This window comes from Paenibacillus sp. S-12 (assembly GCF_030363895.1).
GTDB classification, from domain to species: domain Bacteria; phylum Bacillota; class Bacilli; order Paenibacillales; family Paenibacillaceae; genus Paenibacillus_B; species Paenibacillus_B alvei.
In genome coordinates, this window is sequence record NZ_JASIUF010000009.1 from 1 (window position 1) to 25135 (window position 25135).

Annotated in this window: 20 protein-coding genes and 1 riboswitch; of the genes, 9 read left to right on the forward strand and 11 right to left on the reverse strand. The window is 45.2% G+C overall.

The window, feature by feature from the left end; translation table 11 throughout:
- A partial coding sequence (locus NO352_RS09170; protein ID WP_289355431.1) for a collagen-like triple helix repeat-containing protein occupies positions 1-1415 on the forward strand: 1415 nt, incomplete at its 5' end.
- 129 nt (positions 1416-1544) lie between these two features.
- On the opposite strand, the gene NO352_RS25125 is transcribed toward NO352_RS09170, so the two are convergent.
- On the reverse strand, positions 1545-1880 hold the full coding sequence (locus NO352_RS25125; protein ID WP_353961244.1) for a fused MFS/spermidine synthase: 336 nt from the start codon (positions 1878-1880) through the stop codon (positions 1545-1547).
- Between the two features lie 546 nt (positions 1881-2426).
- On the opposite strand from NO352_RS25125, the gene NO352_RS09175 reads away from it, so the two are divergent.
- Entirely contained in the window at positions 2427-3404 is a 978-nt protein-coding gene (locus NO352_RS09175) for an NAD(P)H-quinone oxidoreductase (RefSeq protein ID WP_005549201.1), read from the forward strand.
- A gap of 209 nt (positions 3405-3613) precedes the next feature.
- Positions 3614-4597 (forward strand): hypothetical protein, encoded by a 984-nt coding sequence (locus NO352_RS09180; protein ID WP_289355432.1) that lies wholly within the window; start codon positions 3614-3616, stop codon positions 4595-4597.
- Positions 4598-4760: 163 nt separating this feature from the next.
- On the opposite strand, the gene NO352_RS09185 is transcribed toward NO352_RS09180, so the two are convergent.
- From NO352_RS09185 to NO352_RS09210, 6 genes are all read right to left on the reverse strand, one after another.
- A complete protein-coding gene (locus NO352_RS09185; RefSeq protein ID WP_005549197.1) occupies positions 4761-5240 on the reverse strand; it encodes a DUF6530 family protein in 480 nt (159 codons plus the stop codon).
- A gap of 151 nt (positions 5241-5391) precedes the next feature.
- Positions 5392-5751, reverse strand: coding sequence for a GIY-YIG nuclease family protein (locus tag NO352_RS09190; RefSeq protein ID WP_005549195.1), 360 nt, complete (start codon positions 5749-5751; stop codon positions 5392-5394).
- Positions 5752-5791: 40 nt separating this feature from the next.
- Positions 5792-6751 (reverse strand): vWA domain-containing protein, encoded by a 960-nt coding sequence (locus NO352_RS09195; RefSeq protein WP_483311827.1) that lies wholly within the window; start codon positions 6749-6751, stop codon positions 5792-5794.
- Between the two features lie 143 nt (positions 6752-6894).
- Entirely contained in the window at positions 6895-8013 is a 1119-nt protein-coding gene (locus NO352_RS09200; RefSeq protein WP_289355433.1) for an AAA family ATPase, read from the reverse strand.
- 13 nt (positions 8014-8026) lie between these two features.
- Entirely contained in the window at positions 8027-9241 is a 1215-nt protein-coding gene (locus tag NO352_RS09205; RefSeq protein ID WP_289355434.1) for an MFS transporter, read from the reverse strand.
- A 1-nt stretch (position 9242) separates the two neighbouring features.
- On the reverse strand, positions 9243-9722 hold the full coding sequence (locus NO352_RS09210; RefSeq protein WP_005549191.1) for a DUF6530 family protein: 480 nt from the start codon (positions 9720-9722) through the stop codon (positions 9243-9245).
- 198 nt (positions 9723-9920) lie between these two features.
- Between NO352_RS09210 and NO352_RS09215 the strand changes: the two genes are divergently transcribed.
- On the forward strand, positions 9921-10925 hold the full coding sequence (locus NO352_RS09215; protein ID WP_289355435.1) for a hypothetical protein: 1005 nt from the start codon (positions 9921-9923) through the stop codon (positions 10923-10925).
- 135 nt (positions 10926-11060) lie between these two features.
- On the opposite strand, the gene NO352_RS09220 is transcribed toward NO352_RS09215, so the two are convergent.
- Entirely contained in the window at positions 11061-11615 is a 555-nt protein-coding gene (locus NO352_RS09220) for a GNAT family N-acetyltransferase (protein ID WP_005549187.1), read from the reverse strand.
- A 43-nt stretch (positions 11616-11658) separates the two neighbouring features.
- Positions 11659-12756 (reverse strand): hypothetical protein, encoded by a 1098-nt coding sequence (locus NO352_RS09225; RefSeq protein ID WP_268600345.1) that lies wholly within the window; start codon positions 12754-12756, stop codon positions 11659-11661.
- A gap of 254 nt (positions 12757-13010) precedes the next feature.
- Here NO352_RS09225 and NO352_RS09230 point away from each other — a divergent pair, with 254 nt between their 5' ends.
- Both NO352_RS09230 and NO352_RS09235 read left to right on the forward strand, forming a co-directional pair.
- Positions 13011-13946 (forward strand): aldo/keto reductase, encoded by a 936-nt coding sequence (locus NO352_RS09230; RefSeq protein WP_262866760.1) that lies wholly within the window; start codon positions 13011-13013, stop codon positions 13944-13946.
- 146 nt (positions 13947-14092) lie between these two features.
- A complete protein-coding gene (locus tag NO352_RS09235; RefSeq protein WP_289355436.1) occupies positions 14093-14755 on the forward strand; it encodes a winged helix-turn-helix domain-containing protein in 663 nt (220 codons plus the stop codon).
- Positions 14756-14763: 8 nt separating this feature from the next.
- On the opposite strand, the gene NO352_RS09240 is transcribed toward NO352_RS09235, so the two are convergent.
- The gene (locus NO352_RS09240; protein WP_085981377.1) at positions 14764-16050 is read right to left on the reverse strand and encodes a lytic polysaccharide monooxygenase; all 1287 of its coding nucleotides are present in this window, start codon (positions 16048-16050) and stop codon (positions 14764-14766) included.
- A gap of 531 nt (positions 16051-16581) precedes the next feature.
- Here NO352_RS09240 and NO352_RS09245 point away from each other — a divergent pair.
- Positions 16582-18348, forward strand: a complete 1767-nt coding sequence (locus NO352_RS09245) for a metallophosphoesterase (protein ID WP_289355437.1) — start codon at positions 16582-16584, stop codon at positions 18346-18348.
- A 110-nt stretch (positions 18349-18458) separates the two neighbouring features.
- Here NO352_RS09245 and NO352_RS09250 read toward each other — a convergent pair whose 3' ends face one another.
- Positions 18459-21902: a GMC family oxidoreductase N-terminal domain-containing protein gene (locus tag NO352_RS09250; RefSeq protein WP_289355438.1), complete on the reverse strand. Its 3444-nt coding sequence runs from the start codon at positions 21900-21902 to the stop codon at positions 18459-18461.
- Positions 21903-22594: 692 nt separating this feature from the next.
- Positions 22595-22767, forward strand: a riboswitch (M-box (ykoK) riboswitch).
- A gap of 135 nt (positions 22768-22902) precedes the next feature.
- Between NO352_RS09250 and NO352_RS09255 the strand changes: the two genes are divergently transcribed.
- Together NO352_RS09255 and NO352_RS09260 are read left to right on the forward strand one after the other, a co-directional pair.
- Complete coding sequence (locus NO352_RS09255; RefSeq protein ID WP_005549178.1) at positions 22903-23628, forward strand: response regulator transcription factor; 726 nt, start codon at positions 22903-22905, stop codon at positions 23626-23628.
- Positions 23629-23631: 3 nt separating this feature from the next.
- Complete coding sequence (locus NO352_RS09260) at positions 23632-25047, forward strand: sensor histidine kinase (RefSeq protein WP_289355439.1); 1416 nt, start codon at positions 23632-23634, stop codon at positions 25045-25047.
- Positions 25048-25135: the final 88 nt, after the last annotated feature.

Genomic DNA, 25135 nt, shown 5'->3' on the forward strand with positions numbered 1-25135 from the left:
CTGGAGCCGCAGGAGAACCAGGAGTGACTGGTAGTACGGGAACGACTGGTGCAACTGGGGCCGCCGGAGAACCGGGAGTGACGGGAAGCACCGGGGCAACCGGAGCAACAGGAGAACTGGGAGTGACGGGAAGCACTGGGGCGACAGGAGCAACTGGAGCCGCAGGAGAACCAGGAGTGACTGGTAGTACGGGAACGACTGGTGCAACTGGGGCCGCCGGAGAACCGGGAACGACCGGAGCGACAGGAGCAACTGGATCCGTAGGAGAACCGGGAGTGACGGGAAGCACCGGAGCAACAGGAGCAACTGGGATCGCGGGTGAACCAGGAGTAACGGGAAGCACCGGAGCGACAGGAGCAACTGGGATCGCGGGTGAACCAGGAGTAACGGGAGCGACCGGAGCAACAGGAGCAACTGGAGCCGCAGGAGAACCAGGAGTGACGGGAAGCACCGGGGCGACCGGAGCAACTGGAGCCGCAGGAGAACCGGGAGTGACCGGAAGCACTGGGGCAACAGGAGCAACAGGAGCCGCAGGAGAACCGGGAGTAACGGGAGCGACCGGAGCAACTGGAACCGCAGGTGAACCGGGAGTGACGGGAAGCACGGGAGCGACCGGAGCAACTGGAGCCGCAGGAGAACCGGGAGTGACGGGAAGCACCGGGGCAACAGGAGCTACTGGGACCGCCGGAGAACCGGGAGTGACCGGAGCAACAGGCAGCACAGGAGCCACGGGAACAACCGGAGTAACGGGAGCGACCGGAGCAACAGGCAGTACAGGAGCCACGGGAACAAGTGGAGTAACGGGAGCGACCGGAGCAACAGGCAGCACCGGAGCCACGGGAGCAAGCGGAGCAACGGGAGCGACCGGAGCAACAGGCAGTACGGGAGCCACGGGAACAACCGGAGTAACGGGAGCGACTGGACCGGCCGCCTCGGTTTCTACAAAAGCTATTTTATTTGGGGGAGCCAACTCAGGGTTTCAGCGGATTTCCGGCTCTCCTGGCGCAGTATCCAATACAATTCCATATGTTGTACTCGGTACAGGAAATGTGTCTGGTTTTTCAGGTTCAATTAATGTAAACAATTTACAAGCAGGCGCATATTTATTTCAAATTTGTGTTGACGTTGCAAATAATGCTACTTCCCCATCTCCAAGTAATATCCTATCAACGATAACGATAACAACCACAGCACCAATAACTGGAACTGTCGTGTTTTCTATCCGATCTACAGATATTGGTTCACAACCAGTATACGTATATAACCCAACACTTTTAACGGCACCGGCAACAGTAACGTGGACTAGTGTAGTACCTGGTAATACAGTAGTAAGGAATAATGCGATATCACTCTACTCTTCGCCTAATATTACCCAAAGCGCTGTCTATACGGTTTTCTTCACAACTACTTCTTAAAAACACACTATTACTCCGTTGCATTAATTTTGAAAAGAATCTTATCTCAGATATGCTGAATAATAAATATAAGCCACTGTACTTGAACAATCAGTTCTTCTGTATAGTGGCTTTGCTTATATACAACTATTACGGTCCGGAATAGAGCCGAAAACCATCGAATCTGTCAGCAAGATTTTCTATTTGTAGCGGATGTATGGCACCAACAATTATATAATTGAATTGCCCGGAGAATTTCACAATGTATGTAGTGGGAAATACTTGCTTGATAGTCTTAACTATTGCTAAGAGCAGTGGTGAATCGGGTGTTGTCACGTTCACATTTAAGGCAATAAGTCCATTTGGACTTATATGCGACCGAAGAGTGCCACAAAACTGCACGGTCGATAAATGAGCAGGAATGTAAATTTGCTGTGAATAGCAATCGACAACGATGACGTCTAATGTGTTATCCGTACCGCTTATATCTACACGGGCCCCTGATTGACAATGTCAGCGTCTTCCGGCTTCAGCCCCATATATTGATAGCTGAGTTGTATGACCTCTGGATCAAGCTCTAGCCCGGTAACCTTCATATTTGAAAAATCCGCCGATCCAGTAACCAAGTGACAGTGATAGGAATATGAGACCAATCATATTGGCCATACAATCATAGAAGTTCCAAAATAGGGTGCCAAAAAGCGGGATGCCGCAATCTCAATCGCCATAATAGATGCGCCCGTAATACATACATAAACATACAAAAAATGGATTGCGCACTTGCTTGCCACGTTTAGACCTCAACTCTGCAACGATTGAAAAAATGGTTTCTATAGAGTAATTACATACACAGGGAAAATGATTGTACTGCAACAGTTTTCAGACAATTGATCCCTTCATACAGATCAGCAGTAAGTGCAAACTGAACTAAAAATCAGCGAGACAGGGCGAGCTTGACTTCACAGCGCGCATAAAATATCATTGTTCCATAACTATCAAACAATATGATTTTACATACAAGGAGGCTCAAGAATGAAGGGTGTAATCGTAACGAAACCAGGTGGACCTGAGCAATTGGAGCTGGCAAATTTGCCAATCCCCGAGCCCCAGGCAGGCGAACTGTTAATCGAAGTGCACGCAGCGGCTGTGAATCGTACAGATATTGTCACGCGGGAAGGCAAGTCTGGGTATGCGACCAATCCGATATTAGGGGTAGAAGTAGCTGGTACGGTCATTAACGTGAATGGTAAAAGCACCTTTTCAGTTGGAGACAAGGTAATGGGACTTGTCAATGGCGGGGGATATGCTGAGTATGCGGTCATGCCAATTGATCGCGCAATTCCTGTTCCAGATTCCTTCTCATTTGCTGAAGCAGCGGCGATTCCTGAAGTGTTCCTGACCGCATACCAGACGCTTTATTGGCTAGGCAAGCTTCAACAGGGAGAAACGGTTCTTATTCATGCTGGTGCAAGCGGGGTGGGGACAGCTGCCATTCAACTTGCCAAGCGAATTAGCAATGCCACTGTAATTGTAACGGCTGGTTCCGCCAAAAAGCTGGAGTTCTGCCGTGAGCTCGGTGCAGATGTGCTCATTAATTACAAGGAGCAATCCTTTGATGAAGAGGTGCTTCGTGCTACGAACGGGCAGGGTGCTGATGTTATTCTCGATTTTATAGGTGCGGATTATTGGGAGAAAAACCTAGCCAGCATCAAGAAGGAAGGCCGATGGGTGCTCATTGGCGTGCTCGGCGGGGTCAAGGTACCGCAAGTGAACTTATTTGCCTTAATGTCAAAATGTGTGCAACTTACAGGAACCTTGCTGACGCCAAGAAGCGATGCGTACAAGGCGAAGCTGACACAGGATTTCATCCTTAACATTATGAAGCACTTCGAAAATGGGAGCATAAAGCCGATTATAGATACTTCTTATCCACTCGAAAAAGTAAGCGAAGCTCATGTTCACATGGAGAGAAATCAAAATATAGGTAAAATCATTTTAAAGGTGAAATGATTAGCCTTTTTACCAAACAAATAAAATATATTCATGAAAATCGAGGGCCGCTAATATAAGAATAGCGGTCCTTTTTGCATGCCGCATGTGTAGGCAATATTTTATTTGTGTAAACAGGAGGGGAGAGGAGAATCTGCTTAATAACAGGCTTGGACGTGTTACCAATGCATAAAGACAATCATCAATAACATATGAAGGAAGGTAATGGCATGAGGAACAAAAAATGGTTGGCATTGCTTGCTTTATTAATAGGACTAACCAGTTTGATTTCGACTGCTGGCGCTTCTGAGGTCATTTCACCGCAAAAGCGATTGGCAATCTATTATGGCTGGCCTTCTGTCGTAAATGGTGCGGCTGGAAATGTGGCAACTGCATCGAACACCTTTGCACAGTTTGATATCATCGTGTTTGGGGCAGGTCTTGAAGACACGACACATGGAGATCATTCGAACACAGTTGCGATTATTAACAATTTAAATGCACTCGGCGGCAAGAAGGTGTTTGGGTACGTGAATTTAGGATGCACTCCGAACCCTGATACAACAACGATTAAGCAAAAAATCAACAAATGGAGTGGTATGAACATATATGGTGTGTTCCTTGATTGTGCTGGATTTGATTATGGGGTAACAAGAACAATCCAGAATGATGTCACGGATTATGCGCATGGAAAGGGGCTCAAGGTGTTTATGAACGCCTGGAATCCGGATGATATTGGAGGAGATCTTAACGAAAAAGGAGTGTACCAGCCTTCCCGTATCGGTGCTGGTGACTGGTATCTTGCCGAAAGTTGGCTAATATCTAACAATTCGTATTTATCGATTTCTGACTGGTCAGCTAAAGCTGACAAATGTCTAACTTACAAACGTAACAAAGGTATTGAAACGGCGGTTATTGCCACGAACGCAGCAAATAGCGCACAACCAACCGATAATGGAACCGATAAGTTTAAAATGGCGTGGTGGGCGGCAGCCATGTACGGATTTCCGTTCCAATGGAGCGATATCTGGTATTCCGCTGGTAATAATGTGCTGAACCTTTATCCAACCCCAGTGAATTACGGCACGTCATTTACAGGAGATCCTGTTCATCATACAGGCCCAATCAGCAATTATCGCACAACAGACACCGGCACGATCTATGTGGTAGGTAATGGTGCTAGCACAGGGACAGGATACTTTACGGCGAATTAACAAATTCGCTATAAAGCCAATTTTCTGCTAGCCTACACCACTCTGTATTGTCCGTAGGTACGATTCGATTATAGAAAAGGAAGGGGTGTCCCAGAAGTTGAGAGCGACTAGGAACACCCCTAATAATGTAAGATGAGGGCTTAGTTTCTGCCTGTAATTAGACTTAATACCCCATATCCTTTAATATTTTGGATAACGTGCGCAGACGTTCGCCTATCATCTCATCGTCATTGCTTAACGCTTGGCTGAACAGCTTAATATCCTCATTAATTCGCTCATTGTCCGTACATACCGCCACGGTCATGGCATCTCCTTGCAGGCCAACTCGGTCGATGATAGGCTGCTCGGGATCATAAAGATGCTCATATCGATACGCTTCACGAAAATGTTCCAATGAACGACAAATCAGAATAGACAAATCAAGAACACGATGAAGAGGGAGCTCTTCGGATTGTCTGGACCATTTTTCTCCCGTGTATCTCCACACTTTGGCAGAAATATCGATCTTTCCTCTATCGTTCCATTGGGCCAATCCTAACGAAAGGCCTTTGGCATCTGTATTGGGAGCGAGTCGGCCGTCAATCTGCTCATAGTTTTCCGACACGACAACAGGTTTATGTTTTAACGTAGTAGGTATTTTCACGTTCTGACCCTCTTTTCATTTACTAATTTACTAAATGACTGTTTCATCTTATCTTGGATTTCAATGATAGTCAATCTGTCGGGTATACTGGGACATATAAGAAAACGGCGGGGAAGCTTCCCCGCCAATTGCAGTAAATTACGACAATAACTTAATTCTTAGGAGGCTTATTATACCCTTTGTCTCCATAGGGCTGCAATTTTTCAAGCCATGGCTTTATGATTTGCTTCACTTCCCAGCGTATGTCGGTTACCTTATCAGCTTCCTTCTGCTCCAGAATCTCATAGGTGAAGGCATCCGATCCGAACTCCTTCCAATCCTTTTGAAGCTGAGCATTTGCGAATCTGCCCATGTCCAGCTGCATTTGTATCGTAAGCCACTTATTTTTCAAATTAGGATAGCTGTCAATATAGATTTTGCCGTTGACGGTATTCTTAATCTGGACAACTCCCATGTAAGTCTTGATCTGTTTGAAAGCTTCAATAAGCTCCTTGCGCTTGTTCATATCCATGTTGTTTGTTCTCCTTTTCAAGGTTGAAGAGTGATGTGAATTATATATATCTAGTGATCATCCGAACTAACTTAGCAGGCAGCTCATGCAAATCCGAAATATCCAAAAAACGATCATTCCCGTAGATTTCCTGGATGATGTCCTTGTCTTGACCGATTGCGGCTGCAAGGAATCGAACTCCTCGTCGCTCGTATTCCTCAATCGTTTGCTGCATGTCGTTTACTGCATTATTCCCTGTGTAATCGTCCATTGCTTTGGGCTGTCCATCACTAATGCTAATGAGCAGCTTGGTTTGTTGAGGGGATACGGCTAATCGTTCCGCGATCATTCGCAGCGCCATTCCATCGCGATTATTGCTTCTGGCCTGGATGTTCATGAGCCTGAATCGGTCGCTAGGATCTGGCTTCTCAAAGTCGGTGTAAGCAAAGATCGACATTTGCTCCATCCTGGAAACATCAGCCGTGTCGCCGTAGATGAGTATGGGGATCTGGCAAATCTGACAATATTCATAGACTGCCATTACCGCTTGTTTAGCCGCTTTCAATCTGCCAAACGCAGACATCGATGCGGATTCGTCAATCCTGAGGCCAACCACTAGGGAAGGGGAATCAGATGGAGGGCGTTTTTTAGCAAAATACCGATAATCCCTGTAAGCCACACTATCCGCCTGAAATTTGCTTCCATAGTAACGATTCCTAACATATTCGGAAGATACCTCATGTTCCAGCAGCGGGAGTGTTTTTCGGGCAATCTCCCTCACGATTGGCATGAGTCCTTTGCTGAGACGATCGTATTCGTACTGATCTTCTAGCGTATAGTCTGGACGGTGAACGATAAGCTTCACCTTATCATGAATCGTATTGGACACTAATTCTCTGGCAGCACGATTTAGCTTTTTGCGAAAGTCGCGCTCTTTTTGTTGTTCATCCTCAGTCATTAGATCCGGATTTGCCTGATGATAGTGGGGGGAGCCGTCTTCACCGGTATCTGTACTTATCATTGTATCGTCGTGAGGATCCACAGATGTTCGTGATGAGCTATCCTCACTATCCGCAGACTTTCTCAGTGCTATGCCTCTTTCCTCAGTTAGGTTGTCAGCATCATAGTCAAGATCCGAGTTGATATCTCCCCATGTTTTGATTTCTATTGTATCACCGATTTTTTGTTTTTTTTTACCTGATTCGCAGTGTCCTCTAAGGCAGCAAGCAATCCATGCTTCTCAAGTGCTTCTTCCAGAATCTTAATTTCTTCGTCATCGGTTGTTATTTTATAGATGACCTTATGATATAGGGACGCTTTGACGGAGGCTCCTCCAGCAACTGCATCTGTCCAGTAGAAAAAGGAACGCATTCCAGCCACGCCTTTGATCGCATTTACTCGGGCTGTTCGATCCAAAATGATAATGACATCTGCTAATAAGCTAAGCACCTTTTCATCCTGATAGCCTGTTTTGGACATCGCGCGTTCCATCATGACCTCTTTGCCGGGCAGATCCATCTTTTCCGAGTGTTGAACTCTGTCGCGTAGTGCTTCGTTTAACGGTCTGGCTCCCGCATAGCTTCGGTTTGTTGTGATGACTGCGATAAAGTCTGGGTGTCTGTGTATGATCTCAGTAGGGAGGTTCATGCTTCCATCCAGTTCCAGAGCAGAGTTTAACGCCATCAATACCGCTGCATCTCGAATCACATTAGGTTCTTGAATTTCTAGAAGATATCCTTTTTGAAACGCTCTAACGATCTCCGATGGGTAAAATCGATAATCAACAGTCTCTCCATCGGTATTTTCAACCGCACGCTTCATTAGCTGCTTCATTTGTAAGGTAGCCTGTTCCTGTGTAATCTCTAGGGCATCCATTAAAATTTCCGTTATGCGATGCATACTATCGCTCTCATAGATTGCTTGCCACATGCGTTGCTCCGCAGGTTCCACCTTCTCTAATTGCTCAGAAGGAATGACTGGCAAAATGGCGCCGATAATATCTGATTTATCCATATCGGCAAAGCAGGTTACTTTCGTATACGGCAATCCGAAATTAGCTGATAGCGCTTTGGCTAGTTGTGTTTTACCGGAACCGGCATCGCCTTCTAACAGAATATTGGCAATTTTCATTTCCCCGCGATTCCAGTTGCGCTTTACTTCTTTACAAATACGCTGTTCTTCTTCACTGATCTGATGAGAGGAAGGCTTCTTCCAAACCAGCGTTTTCTCTTCATCCGTCAGTTGTCTCGCAGGGGACAAGACATAGGTTTCTTGTACGTTCATTTCATGATTCTCCTTATCCATCATGATGCGGAGCTTCGCTTATCGTTTGCTTTTTTTCAAAAAGGAGAGGGGTGAGCAAAAGGGTCCCCGCAATAATCAATATACCGCTCAACACAAATACAGTAAGCAGAGAAAACATCTCCTTCAAATAACCGGATAAAAACATGCCCACGACCATCATGCCCATAAAAACAGGCGTGATCACGCCGGATACTCTGCCCATAAATGCACCTTCTGTATTGCGCACTATAAGTGTCTGAATGCCGCCATGAATACATGGGTAGAACAAGCCGCTAATTACTAAGAGAACAACGGTTAGCCAAATCATGGTAGACGCGCCAATGCCCATCGTACAGACGGCCGCGACAAGCAAGCCGATCATGAGCAGCAACTGCGGCTTTACCTTTTTAGCGATCCCCATGATGGCAATTCCGCCTGCGAACATGGCTGCTCCGTTGGCCATTACAAACCACTGTAAATCTTGCTTGTTCAATCCCAATTTCTCGATGACAAGGAAGATTTGAAGCGGTTGCGTCAGACCTGACGCTAATCCGACAGCCGCGAAGGTCATGCAAAGTGTGCGTAACGATTGATTCGACCCAATATAGCGCAGCCCGGCTGTCAGCTCCTTGATGAAGCTGCCTGCATCGTTTGATTGCGGTTCTTCCTCGTCGCGTGGGAGTGAGGACAATATGAGCGAAGATCCCAGGAAGAAGACAGCCGTCAACATTAGAGATACGTGAATTCCAAACTGTATAAATAGAAATGTGCCGATAATCGGACCCAAGACCGTGAAGATGGCGACAAGCGTTTGGAACATCGCCATTACGCCTTGCAGTTGTTCACTTGGTACATGCCGCTTGAATAGTTTCATGGCCGAAGGCTGAGAAAACTGTGACAGACTGGCCGAAATAAATGATCCGATGAGAAGGGCAATCCATCCGTTGTTCAAAACAGCAATCAGCACAGCTACAACGGACAAGGAAGACAGCAGATCGCTCCATACCATCGTTCGCTTCGGCTTCCATCGATCGGCAAAGGTTCCGCCAATTAGTCCGAATAGAAAAATTGGAGCAAATTCCGCAACTGAAATTAGCGATACATAAATCGAATTATTGTTTGTCAATTCGGTAACATACAGCAGAACTGCATAATTCCGGATCCAAATTCCAAGTTGGAGCAGCACCCGGGAGAGAATCACGGTTCGAACATATCGATTGGACAACATGTCAATACCCCATATCCTTTAAAATTTTGGATAGATTGCGAAGGCGCTCGCTGATCATCTCATCATTGTCACTCAGCGCTTGACTGAACAATTTAATGTCCTCATTGATTTGCTTATTTTCCGTATTAATGGCCACGGTCATGGCATCTCCTTGCAGGCCAATCCGGTCGATGACAGGCTGCTGCGGGTCATATAAATGCTCATAGCGGTATGCTTCGTGAAAATGAGCTACAGAGCGGCAAATCAAAATGGATAAATCAAGCACACGATGGAGGGGAAGTTCCTCCGAATTCTGCGCCCCTTTCCCTCCCGTATGTCTCCATACCTTGGCGGAAAGTTCGACCTTTCCTCTGTCATTATGCTGAGCCAATCCCAGGGAAAGAACTTTTGCATCTGTGTTCCTGGCGAATGGGCCATCGACTTGCTCATAATTGTCCGACACGACCACAGGCTTGTGTTTTAACGTAGCAGGTATTTTCATTTTCTCCCTCTTTTCAATTTTGTATTTACTAAATTACTAATTTACTAAATTACTGCTTCAGTTTATATTGGAATGTAACGGGAGTCAATCTTTTTTTGCGCCCGTTTTTTTGCGAATTACGTGAACCTGATCATTTCTCTCGTGATCTAATGAACCGGAGAGAGTAGTTTGAGATCCACATTTTAGGAGGGAATCGAAATGAATGTGAAGAAATCAGTTGTCGCTGTAATGCTTGTAAGTGCACTTTCTGCAGGAGTTTTAACTGACGCGGCATATTTGCCAAGGGCTTTTGCCCAGCAAGCGAAGGCCAAAATCGAGGTTAGCGGAGAAATGATTGCGAAGGTGAAAAAGGCAATAAAGGATGCCATGCCAAATTCGGCTTATGAAATTGTCGATTATTCGCAGGTAGGAATGCCGGATTTGCCTGACGGGGAGTACATTCGTTTCGAGCTAAGGGACAAACGTGGAAATATAGTCGTCAATTCACAATCCGAAGAAATCGTGCTTTTCAGCCTGGTGGCGGATCTCAAGGATGTACCTTTGTCCATTCTAACTGCAGGCAAAAATAAACTGAAAGAATTGGATCCGAAGATGGCGCAGGTAAAAGACGCATCTAGAGGCAAGGATACGTGGACCCTGCACGGTATGAATTTAGCTACTTTTGTCACTATTGATGGAAAAAGCGGAAAAGTAACAAATGCAACCATTAGCTATGCGAAGGCACCAGATAAATCTAAGGTTGATATTGCGCGTAAAACGATGAAACTCTTAAACGGCGGACAGGACGTAAAGGTGCTTGATGGGGTGAACCTAAATTATAATCCTCAAAACAAGGAGGGAAAGGTGCTGAAGTTCTTTGATGAAGGATTGAAGAATTCTATCCTGCACAAAGTGCACATCGGAGCGGATACCGGGAAAGTATGGGGGGCCGAATTGCTTCGAGAAAAAGAATACTATAAATCCGACGATGAATATAAGCAAACGTTCGCCCAGCCGATACTCACGTCCGAACAGGCGATCACCAAGGCTGCGCCGACGGTAAAGCAGCTATTTGGCGTTGATTTGAAGGGATCGAAGGTAGCGATACAGCTCGACCGCTATACGTTCACGAAGCAAGGACAGCCGACCGTTAGCGCGCTTGTCAATCCGAAAGGGACATTCCATACATTCGAGCAGCAGCCAATGAAGGGCCTGAAAAATTAACCTGCAAAAGCGATTGAAACCATAATAAGATCACAATAAGTTGCAAACAGAACAAAGGAGCTGTTGGAAAGGTAGAAAAACTACCGCTCGACAGCTCCTTTGTCAGATATGTATAGGTAAATGGATCGTCATACATTATCTGTTGTACAGTCCCTCATACTCCTCTTTCGTTATGCCGAAATAAATCTCGTCATAGTACCTGCCGTTCGTGTAAATCATGTTGCGCAGTCTGCCTTCCTGGATGAAACCCAACTTGCGATGCAAGTTCATAGAAGCTTCGTTGAAGGAGTAAATGCAAACGGTCGCTTTTTGATATCTCAGCTCGAAGAAATAATGCTTCAAAATGGTAAGTATCATATCGCTGGCGTAGCCCTTGCCCCGAAAAGCAGGGAAGACAGAAATCGCATAATCGAAGGTTCCGTTTTTTGAGTCGCAGCCATCGATCTCAATGGTACCAACAACGTTTCCCTGTTCGGCATCCTCGGCGATCCAGTAGAAATCATGGCTATTTTCATCAGCTCCCTGCGAGATTTGCTCGATCCATTCTTCCATTTGCGCTTGTGTCCGAGGAAATGCGATCGAGTCCATATTTTGCAGTATGCTGTCATCCAAACTGTCAAATATGATGATATCATCTGCAACAGGTGCGCGAAACCGAATACGCTTGCCTTTCCAATACGAAATCTCCATTTGTAAATTACCTCAATTCGTTAAAATTAGAATAAAATATGTTCTAGTAGCATCTGTTTTTTATTCGATTAATCTTCTTTTTCTCCTTTTCTATTTTCATTTTATAGTAACGCATGTCTTTCTTTTTTTGGAGCGCTTCACTGCATGCGTATACCTTCTTTAATAGATTTAAGTATACATGATTCGTTTTGCTGATCATCCATTTTCCATTTTCATAGCATAGGAGAGCATTCGTCACATCCTGCTCTTTGCACATGCCAAGACAGATATCGAACCAAGCCTCACTCATTGATCGGCCCAGACCCGTTTCCCGCCAACTATCAAATTGCAATAATAGCTGTTCCCATTGTCGGGCAGATGCGAAAGCTTGGCTGCAGTCGTTATTCAACACATGCAGCTCGGTGATATTTAGGAGTGCAGATGCCTTCTCACTTGGGTCGCTGATAGACGCTAATTCCTTTTGTTTATAGGAAATGGCTTTTTCATATTTTTTTAACTCTTTTGCTCGGTAAAATAATGACGTTGTGTCAGCTCCGGCTTCCTGTTCAAGGATGGCAAACAGCTTATCAGCCTCTTCATGATCTTGAAAATCAATTGCTCTGGACAACAGACTATCTGTGGACTCCTTGTCGATGCTGTCGGGGAACCATGAGGCCATCCTTTGCAGGAACGCTTCAATTTCTTCCTCGGAATAAAGGGATCTCAATCGATCTTTCCTCTCGAATAAATAGCCGTTCGATTTCGTCAGATCATATTCCTCAAGGTACTTGCACGTATTTTCGACTCCTGCAGAAAAGAGAAATTCATCAAAATAGCCGCAATAGGTATCAAAATTAGCGCATTTAGCTTTTTCATAGAGCCATACATGTTCTGGTTTACGGAACTTTGCCAACAAATAAGAAAGGAGCAGCAAGGAATCCCCGTAACCTTGAAAAGAATCATGGGTTCGGCTCTCTACTTCATTTTCCATCAAAAATCGAATGAACTCATAATCCTCATGCTTCCAGTCATATTGAATGGCGACTGCTGCCGCATATCGTTTGAAGTAATTTTCGTCTTTTTCTTGGTATTCGAACTCTTTCCATAATGGTTTGGAGTTTCTAATCGTTTCAATATTTCGAATGATTTCTTTAGGCTCCAACACATATCCCTCCAAATCTACATGTGAATGTAATCGATCAATCCATTTTAGTTCTATCCTCTATCTTAACAAAAATTAAGGCGAACCTTAACGTTTTGTTCAAGACAGACACTGTTGAAAATTGATAACGTTATAGGTGTCATAACGGGCTGCTCAACATTTAGAATTCATACCCATCCATGCAAATGCGTATTATTGAGAAGGCAAAGGGAACACCGAATCACAGAGGATTATTATGAGAAGGGGAGAACCGAATGAAGTTTACTACTTTTAAAAAAACATCAATTGAAGTATCAGAAATTGGATTTGGGACAAATGCGGTAGGTGGGCATAACAATTTCGCTAATGTAAATGAACTTACCGGTAAACAAACTGTTCAAGAAGCCATTGATCAGGGAATAACGTTCTTAGATACAGCGGATGCCTATGGATTCGGTCGTTCGGAACAATTGATTGGAGAGGTTATTCGAGATTGCCGGAATAATCTAGTGCTTGCTACCAAGGGAGGGATCGAGAAGCTCGACAACGGCAGCATACGCTTCAATAATGACCCCCGCTATCTAAGAAGCGCAGTGGAGGCGAGCATGAAGCGGCTTCAGACCGATTATATCGATTTATACTATCTTCATTTTATCGATGGGAGTATCCCACTTAGTGAATCTGTCGGAGAACTTACTCGTCTGAAGTCAGAGGGGAAAATACGTGCAATCGGCATTTCCAATGCGACGATCGAGCAAGTAAAGCAAGCAAATGAAACAAATGAGCTCAACGTGCTGCAAAGCCCTTATCACATGCTGGATCGCTCAGCTGAACAGGAGCTGCTTCCTTATTGTATGGAACATGATATTTCCTTTATTCCGTATGGGCCTCTCGCGTTCGGCATATTAGGAGGAAAGTATCAATCCGATATGATACTGGACGATGGGGATTGGCGCAAGGATTTGGCATTGTTCCAGCCGGATATGTTCACGCGGCATCTAGCTAGAGTAGAGAAATTAAAAGCCATTGCAAGCGAGGAGCAGCTCACGCTGCCGAATTTGGCACTTGCTTGGCTGCTACATCAGCCAGGCGTCGACGCAGTCATTCCTGGCGGGAAGCGGGTAGAACAGATTCGCAACAATGCAGAGGCCAGCGGCATTCCTCTATCTGCATCAACTATGAATCAAATTAAACTCGTTCTCGAAGAATAACGTAAATATACACAAGCCCACACATTCTTCATGATGGAGGGCTTGTGTTGGCTCTGCCGCAGCAATTTACATAGCTTCTCTCCCTGTATACAATAGAATCTAGCGCTTCTATGCGAACAAGGGGATAATGAAGAGAGGGAAGCGACATGGAATTATCCGTGTATACGAATAACCATTTTTTCTTTACATACGTCAGTCATTTATTCAACGACAAAATGAAGCTTACTCATATTCAAGATTGCCACAGGTTCCGTGAGGCAATCGCTTGCGCAACATCTCGCAGCGTATTCTTATTAGATGCGAATCAGATCGAGGACGACACATGCTTCACCCGCATGATGACAGAGACCAAGGTGCCTATCATGATCGTGAATCCAGATGAGAAGGATACATTGAAGAAGATGATGATGTGGGAGCAATCCATTTCTGGAATGTTGGGTGACGAAAGCGAAAAAGAACACACAAGGAATCGTCATGCAATTGATAATGCTGTCGTGCTGGATGATAACCGGACATTATTTCAGGTAGCCAACCATTCCATTCAGAAGAACGGAGTAGAACATATATTGTCAACACTTGAATTTAAGCTGCTCTATCATTTGGTTCAACAAGACGGCCAACCGGTATCGGCTCACGAACTTGCTGATAGTTTGGATACTTCTGAAGGTGTGCTCTATATCTATATCAAAAAAGTCCGCGAAAAGATTGAAGAGAACCCAAGTCAGCCTACTATCTTGCAGCACATAAGAGGAAAAGGATACGTGCTGCACATAGCAGGATATTCAAAGATAGCACCCGTGGAATGGTAGTGTTCATTTCAAGATTTTAATAGCCACAGTGCAGGGACATTAGGCGGCTCCCATCCAGCTAGAGACGTATGGGCAACAAGCGCTTCATAGGTTTTGCCGTTATAAGTTACAAGTGCGCCTACGGCATATGAGGTATTAGCCGCCCAAGGAGAAGCAGTCGGTGCAGGTGAAGTTGTGACATTAACCGCATTGCCGCTCGGCGATACATTGCCCGCGGCATCGTAAGCAATAACCGTAAACGTGTAAGCCGTATGAGGTGTAAGTCCTGTTACCGTATAGGTCAAACCGCTTGTTGAGGCTGCCAATGTCGAACCATTGTATATTCGATAACCGGTGACGCCTACATTGTCCGTCGAAGCTTTCCAGGACAGCTTCACACTGGTTGAAGTAATATCCGATGCAGATAATTGAGCTGGGGCAGTTGGCGGTTCCGTATCTGGCTGCGGCGCCGAGGTTTGGAAAGAAGCGACATTGCTGCTAGTGGATTCATTGCCGGCTGCATCCAAGGCTCGCACGGTGTACGAATAGGATGTATTTGGCGTCAGCCCTGTCAACGCATACGTTACTGTGTTTCCGTTCGTGGAGCCAACGAGTGTGGAATCCTTGTAAATAGTATAGCCGGTAACACTTACGTTATCTGAGGAAGCATTCCACGATAATGTAGCGGTATATGCCGTAATGTTCGATACGGCAAGATTCGTAGGTGCAGTAGGCGGAGTAGGATCGACTGGGGAGCCGCCGCCGAAGTCAACATCTATAACATTGTAAAAGGCATTGGCTGTATCCGCGATTTCCCATACCGCTAATATTACTTGATATCCGGTTCGGCTAGGGACATTGCACGTATCGGAATAAGAATGTGGGGGCTGTTTGCCTTTATAGTCCACGCTGCAGAACGGAGTTAAGTCGAAGGAGGCGCGGCCAAGCGGCGCATTTGGATTCCAGTCTTGCTTTGTCATGTAATATTTCCAGCTTGTCGTTGCATGGTTTGCTTCAATCGTCCAGTGGAAGGTAGTCGTTCCAGGTGTAATTTTCACCTTGCTCCAACGTGTAGCTGATTGCTGATCCAATTCAGGAAAAGCGCCGTTCGCACTGGCAATCTTGCCATCTGAAGGCCCTGCTGCCGGAAAGCCCTTATGTGCTTCCAAGCTTTGTGGTTCATAAATGATGAAACCACAGTTTTTGTTTACCTTTCTCGCACACAAATCCGCTCTGCTGCTAGGCGAGTCGATATAGCCGTGAGCAAATGCGGTACTAGAGAACAGGAGCAAGACAAATGCCATGGAAAGCATCATTCCGCCAATGACCAGCCATTTGCGCAAATCTAATTTCCACGAACTTTTTTCTGTCAAAATGAAATTCCTCCTTTAATTGGACACGTTCAAAAGCATGCAAATACTTGCTTACTATTCATGCAGCTACTGTGTACACACCTCCTTTTTGGAATCTGATTTCTCAAGTTGAAATGAATGTATAAAAACTCATTATGAGCCTATACCGGATGAAAAGGGGTTGGAGTCAGACCACAAAAGAATGTATACGCTTTAACTTCGAGTATGATGAGAAGAAAATTTTTTCGCCAAACACACTGAAGTATTACAAAAATTAAGGAAGGGCACAATATAATCAAAACTCAAAATATGATGTTCGTAACTATAAAAATTAACTTCTTAAATCGAAGAAAGGGGAATAACGCAGTAATGAGCGAAAAAGAGGAAACTAGCTCCGCATGTTCTCGACGCATTCCATCCATTGCAGCAGATATGATAAGAACCCTCCATGCCCGGTGCAGCATGGTAGAATGGTACAACCCGAAGCAACTGATTGTGACTGGGGTGAAAACCGTGCTTTCATCTATCTTCGGACTCTATTCCGATTTTCGCTTGTTGGAAGCTTACGGACCTAACTCCGGAGAATTTGCGGATTTCTCAAAGGCCTTTAAGCAGAAAGAAGGAAAGGAGGACTATGAAACCGATAAACATGGCTTCTATAGCACGGATGCAGAACGAGATCGCGAAGAAATCTGGATAGATTATGTGAGCGATCTGGGCGATGGCTTCAATTCTACGTACACCATTGCTTATTACCTCTCCCGTCCACGCTTGAAAATCAAGGAATTCGATTCGAATACTAATTATTCAACCTCAAGAGGAGATATCCTTATTTTCGGCGGAGACCAAGTGTATCCTACGGCAAATCGAAAGGAATATTTACATCGGTTGATTATGCCATATCATCTTGCCATGGGGTATTCCATGGACCCTCATCCGCAGTTGTTCGCCATTCCAGGAAATCATGACTGGTACGACGGTCTCGTCTCCTTCACGCGGCTGTTTTGCTCGCGAAAATGGTTCAATGGCTGGCAGTGCCCCCAACAGAAAAGCTATTTCGGGATAAAGCTCCCCCATAATTGGTGGCTGATTGGGACGGATGTACAATTAAATTCGGACATCGACGGACCGCAGGTGAAATATTTCGAAAGCCTGGCCGAGCATATGAAGGAAGGAGATCGCGTAATTCTTTGCAATGCCGAGCCTTATTGGGTCTCCTCCAATAAATACGGGGCCTACGACCCGTCTTACAACGAAAATAATTTATTCTTTCTTGAAAAACTCTTGAAAAAGCGCATACAAATTTTCATAGCCGGAGACCAGCACCATTATCGTCGTTTTGAATTCATTCCCAAGGATTCGAATGGACAACCGGATCATAGCCGAAAGGTAGAAAAAATAACTTCAGGGGGAGGGGGCGCTTTCTTGCATCCCACTCACGACCTACGTGAACGATCGCTATTAGAGCACGTTTCAGAGGAACTTAATGGGAAGAAAAAGCGCTCGTTCGAGCGTAAGAAAGATTTCCCAGACGAAAAAGTATCAAGGCGGCTTTGCAGGGGCAACTTACGTTTTTTCCAAAAAAACAGAACTTTCGGCGCCGTTACCGCCATTTTGTATTTGTTTATAGCGATTTCCGTAATAGGGCTCCCTATGGCGACTCCGATAAAGGGCGCTTTCAGCGAATGGTTCATTTCGAGTTTATCCAGAATCGTTCATTCTCCGCAGTCCATTTTTTGCATTCTGGTAGTGCTCGGAGGGTTTTGGCTGTTTACGGACACTCATTCATACAGATACAAATGGATAGCGGGGAGCCTTCATGGATTTAGCCATGTTGCGGCGGCCCTCCTGATCGAGTACGGGGTCATTTTTTCGATTAGCCATTTTATTACAGATTGGGGGTTCGGAGCCTATATATTGGCCTTGCTATTGATCGGAATAGGTGGATGGGTTATAGGATCATGTTTGATGGGTTTGTATTTATACCTCTCGTTGAATGTATTCGGCCGCCACAGCAACGAAGCTTTTTCCTCTTTAAAAATTGAAGACTGGAAAAACTTTCTGCGCATACATATCGACAAGGAGGGGGTATTGACGATATACCCGATTGGTCTGGAAAAAATAACAAGGCGGTGGAAGGCCGTTCCACCAACGGAATATGGGCCTTTGCTGGAACCAGATTTGCGAGAAAGCGAGCGGAAAGAGGCTGAGCCGAGATTGATTGAATCCCCTATCGTGATCCAACCGCTTTCACGCTCGTAGACCCAATAAGCCCTTCGACACTTTGCACTATGGAAGAGCGAAGGGCTTATTGGGAGAGCGATTTACAATTTGCATTGTGAGGATCGAGTGAATCTAATTTCTACGCAATACTACAGTTGCTTTGAACGTTGCTGTACGCTTTCCAGATGGTCTGTAATCAGCGGGTACACATCGCGAACAGCATGTTTGCCAAATAAGCAATCGATGTGACCATAATTCTTTATGACGTGATACTTGTAGAGCGAGGGGTCATTACGATCACGCAATTGATCGTAAGTTATCCTGGTACCTTCGGGCTTATTCACTTGATTGGCCTCTCCGTGAATAAAGGTGATGGGAACTGCCAGCCGATCCAAGTGCTTCATATACACATCGGCTCCGTCGTGCCGCAGCAGTTTTCCTTCCCGAAAGACGAGGGCCAGATGCTCGAAAGCTGAAATATTGGCCCCTCCGAACATTTCAAAGAGGCATTCGTGGGTCAAATCGTTCAATTGCTCATGCTCGAATAGTAGCCCGTACATGAAGGTTGCGCGGCGACAAACTGGACTGTGGCACCGTTCCTCAATGGGAAGAGGATACAGCTTCAAAATCTGATTATACAAGAGATCAACCCAGTCGTCCTGAGCGTCCGTATATGCCTGTAACGAATCGATACCTAGCGCTTTCAAAACGGTCGGAGTATATAATCCTACCTTAAGCCGGTTTAACAGGGGAGGTTTGAAGTGAGCCCCGATTTGAGTAAGGATAATAGAACGTACGTCTTGAAGTCCACTAAGCATTGACATGGTGAATGTGGCCGCACCGACGCAATGGGCCAGAACATCAATGGAAGCAGCTCCCGTTACCTTTTTAATGGTGGAGACAGCAGCGGGATAGTCGAAGTTCGCAACATCGTCCAGTGTAAACTGATTGTGATGGTGTGGCAGCTCGATGCTGGCACGCCAGTCAAGCAACCAAACGTCATACCCATGAGCGTACAAGTACTCTAATAAGTTTGTTTCAATCGTATCCAACGAAAAAATAATGCTTGAGACACCAAATCCGTGAGAGAGCATAATCGGACCTTTATTGCCCCCCTGATATCGGGTAAGACGAAGTTCAATCCCGTCTCCGGTTGCAAAATAATGCAACTCGGGTGCTCCAGTGCGTAAAGGCCGTTTTTTGCGCGGAGGAGCCATAGGGTTAAATACATGCTCTTTGGCAAAAATACTGCCGTAGGTTTCGTAAAGAGAACCTACAAAAAACGTTCCAAAACGGGCGATCGCCTTCATTTTTTCAATAGATCCGGACTCATTCAAAATGCGAATCGTTGAGAGCAGTCTCATGAAGTCTTCTTTTTCAAGGATTAGAATGCCTTTGCCCAGTAAAGTAGCTCCAGTATTCCCACCGTCGAAAATCGTCATGTAGAGTGTTGTTGTATCAGCCCAAAGATCGAGCTTTGTATCGTGTTTGATACTTTTGAACCCCTCGATAAAATAGTCCCGTCCTTCAACTGAGGTAAGTTGTAATCGGTACCGCATTTCCTTAGCATCCGGCTGATCAGAGTTTCTCCTTAATATATAGAATTCTCCTTGATGGACGGATAATGGCTTGTCCGATAAAGCAGGAGCATCAACGATTCCGGTAATCGCCGCACGATGTTCTGGATTTTCAAGAAAGTCTTCCAAGTTGTCAATGCGCACGGTAACAGTAAAGCTCAATCGGCAATGTTCCCTCCGGCCTATTTCATAGGCGTCATGATAATTATCCGTTGTTTGTAATGCGAAATAGCCACTCATCGTTTCTACGAATGATAGACCGAGTTGCTTAGGCATTGAATCCTCTTTTGGTGGACGGGAGGGAAGCCGATAGTCGATCCGTAAATTACGATCTTGTGCAAGAAGATAACAGTTTCGCTCCGCTAAAGAAGCGATAGTTAGCAACGGATTGACACCAAGGGAACGGGGGATGATTGAACCATCGCACACATACAAACCTTCGTGCACGTTTTCACCCTCTATACTGGAAAATACTTGCCCTTTATGATTTACGACGCCACTCTCCGCCTTGTCAGCCATATTGCAGCCTCCCAAGGGATGAACCGTAATCAGATGTTTATCGAAATGACTACTCCATAATGGGTTCTTGAGATGCTCCCCGCCGCCTAGAGCTTCGTTAGCTCGTTTAAGTTTGATATTGACTTCTTCAAAAATGGGTTGTTTGCCTACGTCTTTCCAGCTGATTCGTAATCGATTGTGTTTGTTATCCAAATACAATTGGCCAGCAGAGTCATCATGAGCCATGACCAAGTACGTCTGCGTGTTGCGTGTGGCACCGGTGCGAGCACCCTGCACTAAACTTTGAAGTTCTCTTTGCACTTCCTCGATACGATCTTCCACTGACGGGCTCAGTGGTTCACCGAACTGTTTAGAGGCCAATGCCAGTTTAGCAGGGATGATATTTGATAATGGGGAAGGGAGACTGCCTTCCTCGATGATCATGCCATCATTAAGAGCATACTGGTTTCGCAGATCGATCACACTGGTAATACAAGGCCCCACGGGATCCATCGATGTGGGATCCAAAAAACCGAAGCCGACGCCGTTCACTTCCGTTTCCGTATTATAACCAAAAGCAAGAACGTCGCCGTTTCCGGTAAAGTGCCGCCCGATTTGTCCAGAAAGAGGTAGTCCACGGGCTTTGGACCGAAGTAGTATTTCTGTACTTCCAAGAGAACCTGCTGCTAGTACGACCAGTTCGGCAGTGACGAACAAGGTCTCCTGTTTATTCAGCAGGTCACTGCCTTCCTGCAACAAATTATAATGCACTAAGTAATGACCGTTCTTCTTCTCGATATGTGAAACGTCGATTTGAGTAAAAATTTCCGCTCCGAAATTGTAAGCATCCGGCAAATAATTCATCGCGAGCGTATTCTTAGCCGCATAATTGCATCCGGATACGCAATCTCCGCAGCAAACGCAAGAACGTTGCTCAACGCCTACATGGTTGATTCCGTCCTTCCATTCTTGGAAGGTAACCGCAATGTCGGGCTTAAAAAAGGGATAGCCCATATGTTTAGCCGATTTCTCCAGCGCTTTGGATTTGAGTAGAGCAGGATAATCGTCCGGATAAGGAGACGGCTTCAGCATCTCTTTTGCCCTTTCGTAACCTTCCTCGATCAAAGTATGGAGATCATGACGGATTTCTTTGGGCCAGCAAACATCCTCGAATACCCTAGGTTCAGCTTTGAGCATAACGTTAGCGTTAATTAAGGAGGTACCTCCTAAGCCGCACCCAGTAAGCACATTTATATCATCGTCGATTTGAAAATGATACAGTCCTGCGGAGGAGCCAATGGAATTGTTCGGCAACCGAAACGATAGCTCTCTTACGGCTTCGAGCTCCGTATTAGGAAATTCGCCCGGAAGAAATTCTTTTCCACGCTCGAAAAGGCCGACCTGTAAGCCCGCCCTGGACAATCGGGAGGCTGCGATGCTTCCGCCATACCCCGACCCGATTACTATGGCTTGGTAATGTGTTCGGATTTTATCGGGGGATAAGGATAGACGTCTCATTCGAAATTTCTCCTTTCCATTCCTGTCATCATGTTCATATCGCAAGAAAGCGGATGGAAGTGCTCACAATATATTGGTTTAGCAGCAAACACTGGCATCTACATTTTAAGTCACAGAGGATTAAAATATCCATGATAAATATGGGATATATTACCTTTACGTATTTATCATTCAGTAGTCGTCCAGATGGAAACTGGCTGTTTTTGTCCCCCCTAATACGTGAAAAAGGTTGCTATGAATTTTCCCCGTAGTAAGCTGCGGGAGGACTCGCTTATTTCCTTTCGTTCGGGCAATCAGAATGGTTGGTTAGTCAATAATCATGGGATCAGAGATGGTATGATATGACATAGTTCTCGGTAGGACTATTTGATCGCTTGTTCGGGAAGAAAGGAACAAACCATGAAAGGATCGAACGGTTGTTCTTCAAGATTTACTTACATACCTGAATATTTGAAATAATCGATATCGAATCAGTGACCAGCAACAAGCTGTTTTTCAATTTCTCCCTAGTGGCCCAAATGGATCCGTTAGCAGGCTCACCGTTAGAGTAGCCTTAATTTTAAGGAATAATTCAAGCTAGCGCTGCTCTCATTGTCCGAAATGTTCTCAGATATCATTCATTTACCTCTCTTGATTGCAAGCACGGCTTCATTGACAGTTCTGAACATTGAAGGTAAGATGCAGGAAGTAGAATATGTCCTCGTTAGGTGAGGCTCCTATACGAATATAGGCCACTGCCCGGAAACATCGAGAGATGCCAATGGGTAGAACAGGGATTGCCGGATTAAGGCTTTTCATAATGTGGCTAAGAGGCATGTGCCTCTTTACGTTGTATAGTGCCAAAACTGTACCAGGGGGAACGGTGCTTATTTGAATTGTGCGCAATTATAGCAGCCTTTTTCATCAACAGCTCTCCCGAGGAAGGGAGGGCTGTTTACTTTATTCAGAGTAAGTACGAATCCGATTCGTTATATAAGCAAATCGATTGGGGGAGAATTCGATGAATAAATGGACCAGCTCGATAGAGTCACAAATCCGCAATCATGTGCTAGTCGTTGAGGATGACAGTCATATACGCCGTTTTATTTCGATTAATTTGGAGCGTAATGGTTTTCAAGTGAGTGAGGCGGCAATGGGGATAGAGGCGATGAAGCAATTTACGGATAATCGGCCGGACGCTGTTGTTCTTGATATTATGCTGCCTGATATGGAGGGCTTCGATATTTGTCAACAGATTAGACAAATAGATGCGAATATCGTCATTATCTTTTTGACCGCTAAGGGACAGGACTTTGACAAAATTAAAGGGCTTGAGCTTGGAGCTGACGATTATATTGTGAAGCCGTTCAATCCGCTTGAGCTTGTTGCCAGAATCAAGACGGTTTTGCGTCGTACGAAACAAACATCTTCTGTATCAAATACCGTACTCGAATCTGGCCCGATAAGACTGGATAAGGGAGCAAATAAAGTGTTCAAGCACGGTGCAAAAATCGAGCTGACTCCAAAAGAGTTCGGCATGATCAAGGCATTTCTTGAGCATCCGGATAAGGCTCTATCAAGAGATGAGTTATTGAATTTAGCTTGGGGCGAAGACTTTATTGGCGATCCGAAGACGGTTGATGTTCATGTTCGCAAGCTGCGAGAGAAAATTGAGGATGATTGCTCGAATCCGAGACGGATCGAAACTGTCTGGGGGATGGGGTATCGTTGGAAGAAAGGAGAATAAAGATTGAGCATTCAACAACGGTTAGTTGGCAGTTATTTAGCTGTAATCCTAGCAACCGTATGCATATTAGAAGTCATTTTGATCACTTCAGTCAACTATTACTATCACTATAATGTTGAGCGGGCGCTGATGAATCAAGCTGAAATCTCGGCCTCATTCTTCCAACAATATTTCTCAGAAGAAGAAGTGAATGAGCAAGCGGAAAGGCTCGTTAGAGCATTTTCGCAGCATACTTCCGGACAGGTTCAGATCTTGGATGCCGCCGGACATATGATACAAGATTCATTTGGCGCTAGGTCAGGCATTTCGTTCATCAAATACGCTGACGTACAGCAGGCCTCTGGAGGTGCAGCAGGCACATGGCGCGGCGTTGATGGCGACACCAATGAGAATATAGTTGCCGTTTCTTATCCGCTCCAATCAAAAGGCAAAACAGTAGGCATCGTTCGCTTTATCAGTTCTCTCACGGGAACAATTGAAGCCATTCGTTATGTCTCCGGTCTAATTATTGTAGCGGGCGTGCTCGTTGTCCTCATTGTTGCGATGTTAAGTCTGTTCATATCGCGAACGATAACCAACTCCATAAAAGAACTGACAAAAGCCGCTGAACAGATGGCGGATGGCAACTTTTCTATACGAGCCAAAAAATATTATCGAGATGAGCTAGGAACGCTTGCGGACACGATGAATGCAATGGCGTCCAGAATCAGCCGCAACGATCAGCATAAAAATGAATTTATCTCCTCGGTCTCGCATGAGATTCGTACCCCGCTGACTAATATTAAGGGGTGGACAGTAACATTGAAGGCAGATGCAGCACGTGATGAGTCATTGGTGACGGAAGGACTGGATATTATTGAATCAGAAACAGATCGGCTAGCTCAATTAGTAGACGAATTATTAGACTTATCCAAGCTGGATAATGGCAGGCTCGAATTGGTACGAAGCTCTATGCATGTTCCCGAACTGATCCAGCAGATTGGCATATTGATGGCTCCAAGGGCTGCGCGTTTAGGAATACGTCTTGATATTTATGCTGACTCCGATATTCCTAAGATCACAGCCGATGAGAATCGCTTGAGACAGGTGTTCATTAACCTGTTGGACAACTCGCTTAAATTTACGGATGCAGGCGGTACTATCGTTGTTCATACCGAAGTTTGTCATAGAGAAGTTATGATTCATATTCAAGATACCGGCTGCGGTATAGCGGAAGAGGAGCTCAAGTTGGTGCTCCAGAAATTTTACAAAGGAAAGAACAGTCCAACTGGAAGCGGGCTCGGACTGTCTATCTGTCAAGAGATTATACGCCTCCATCATGGCAGGATGGAAATTGATAGTGAGCCAGGTGTTGGCACGACAGTTCGTATTTATTTGCCCATAAATGAGCAAGTCATTGATCGAGAAGAGGAAAAATGATTATGAATTTTAACGATTTCATAACCCTTTCATCCAATTGAAAATATACACTAATACATGGAGTACGATCAGGCAAGGAAGGTGGATA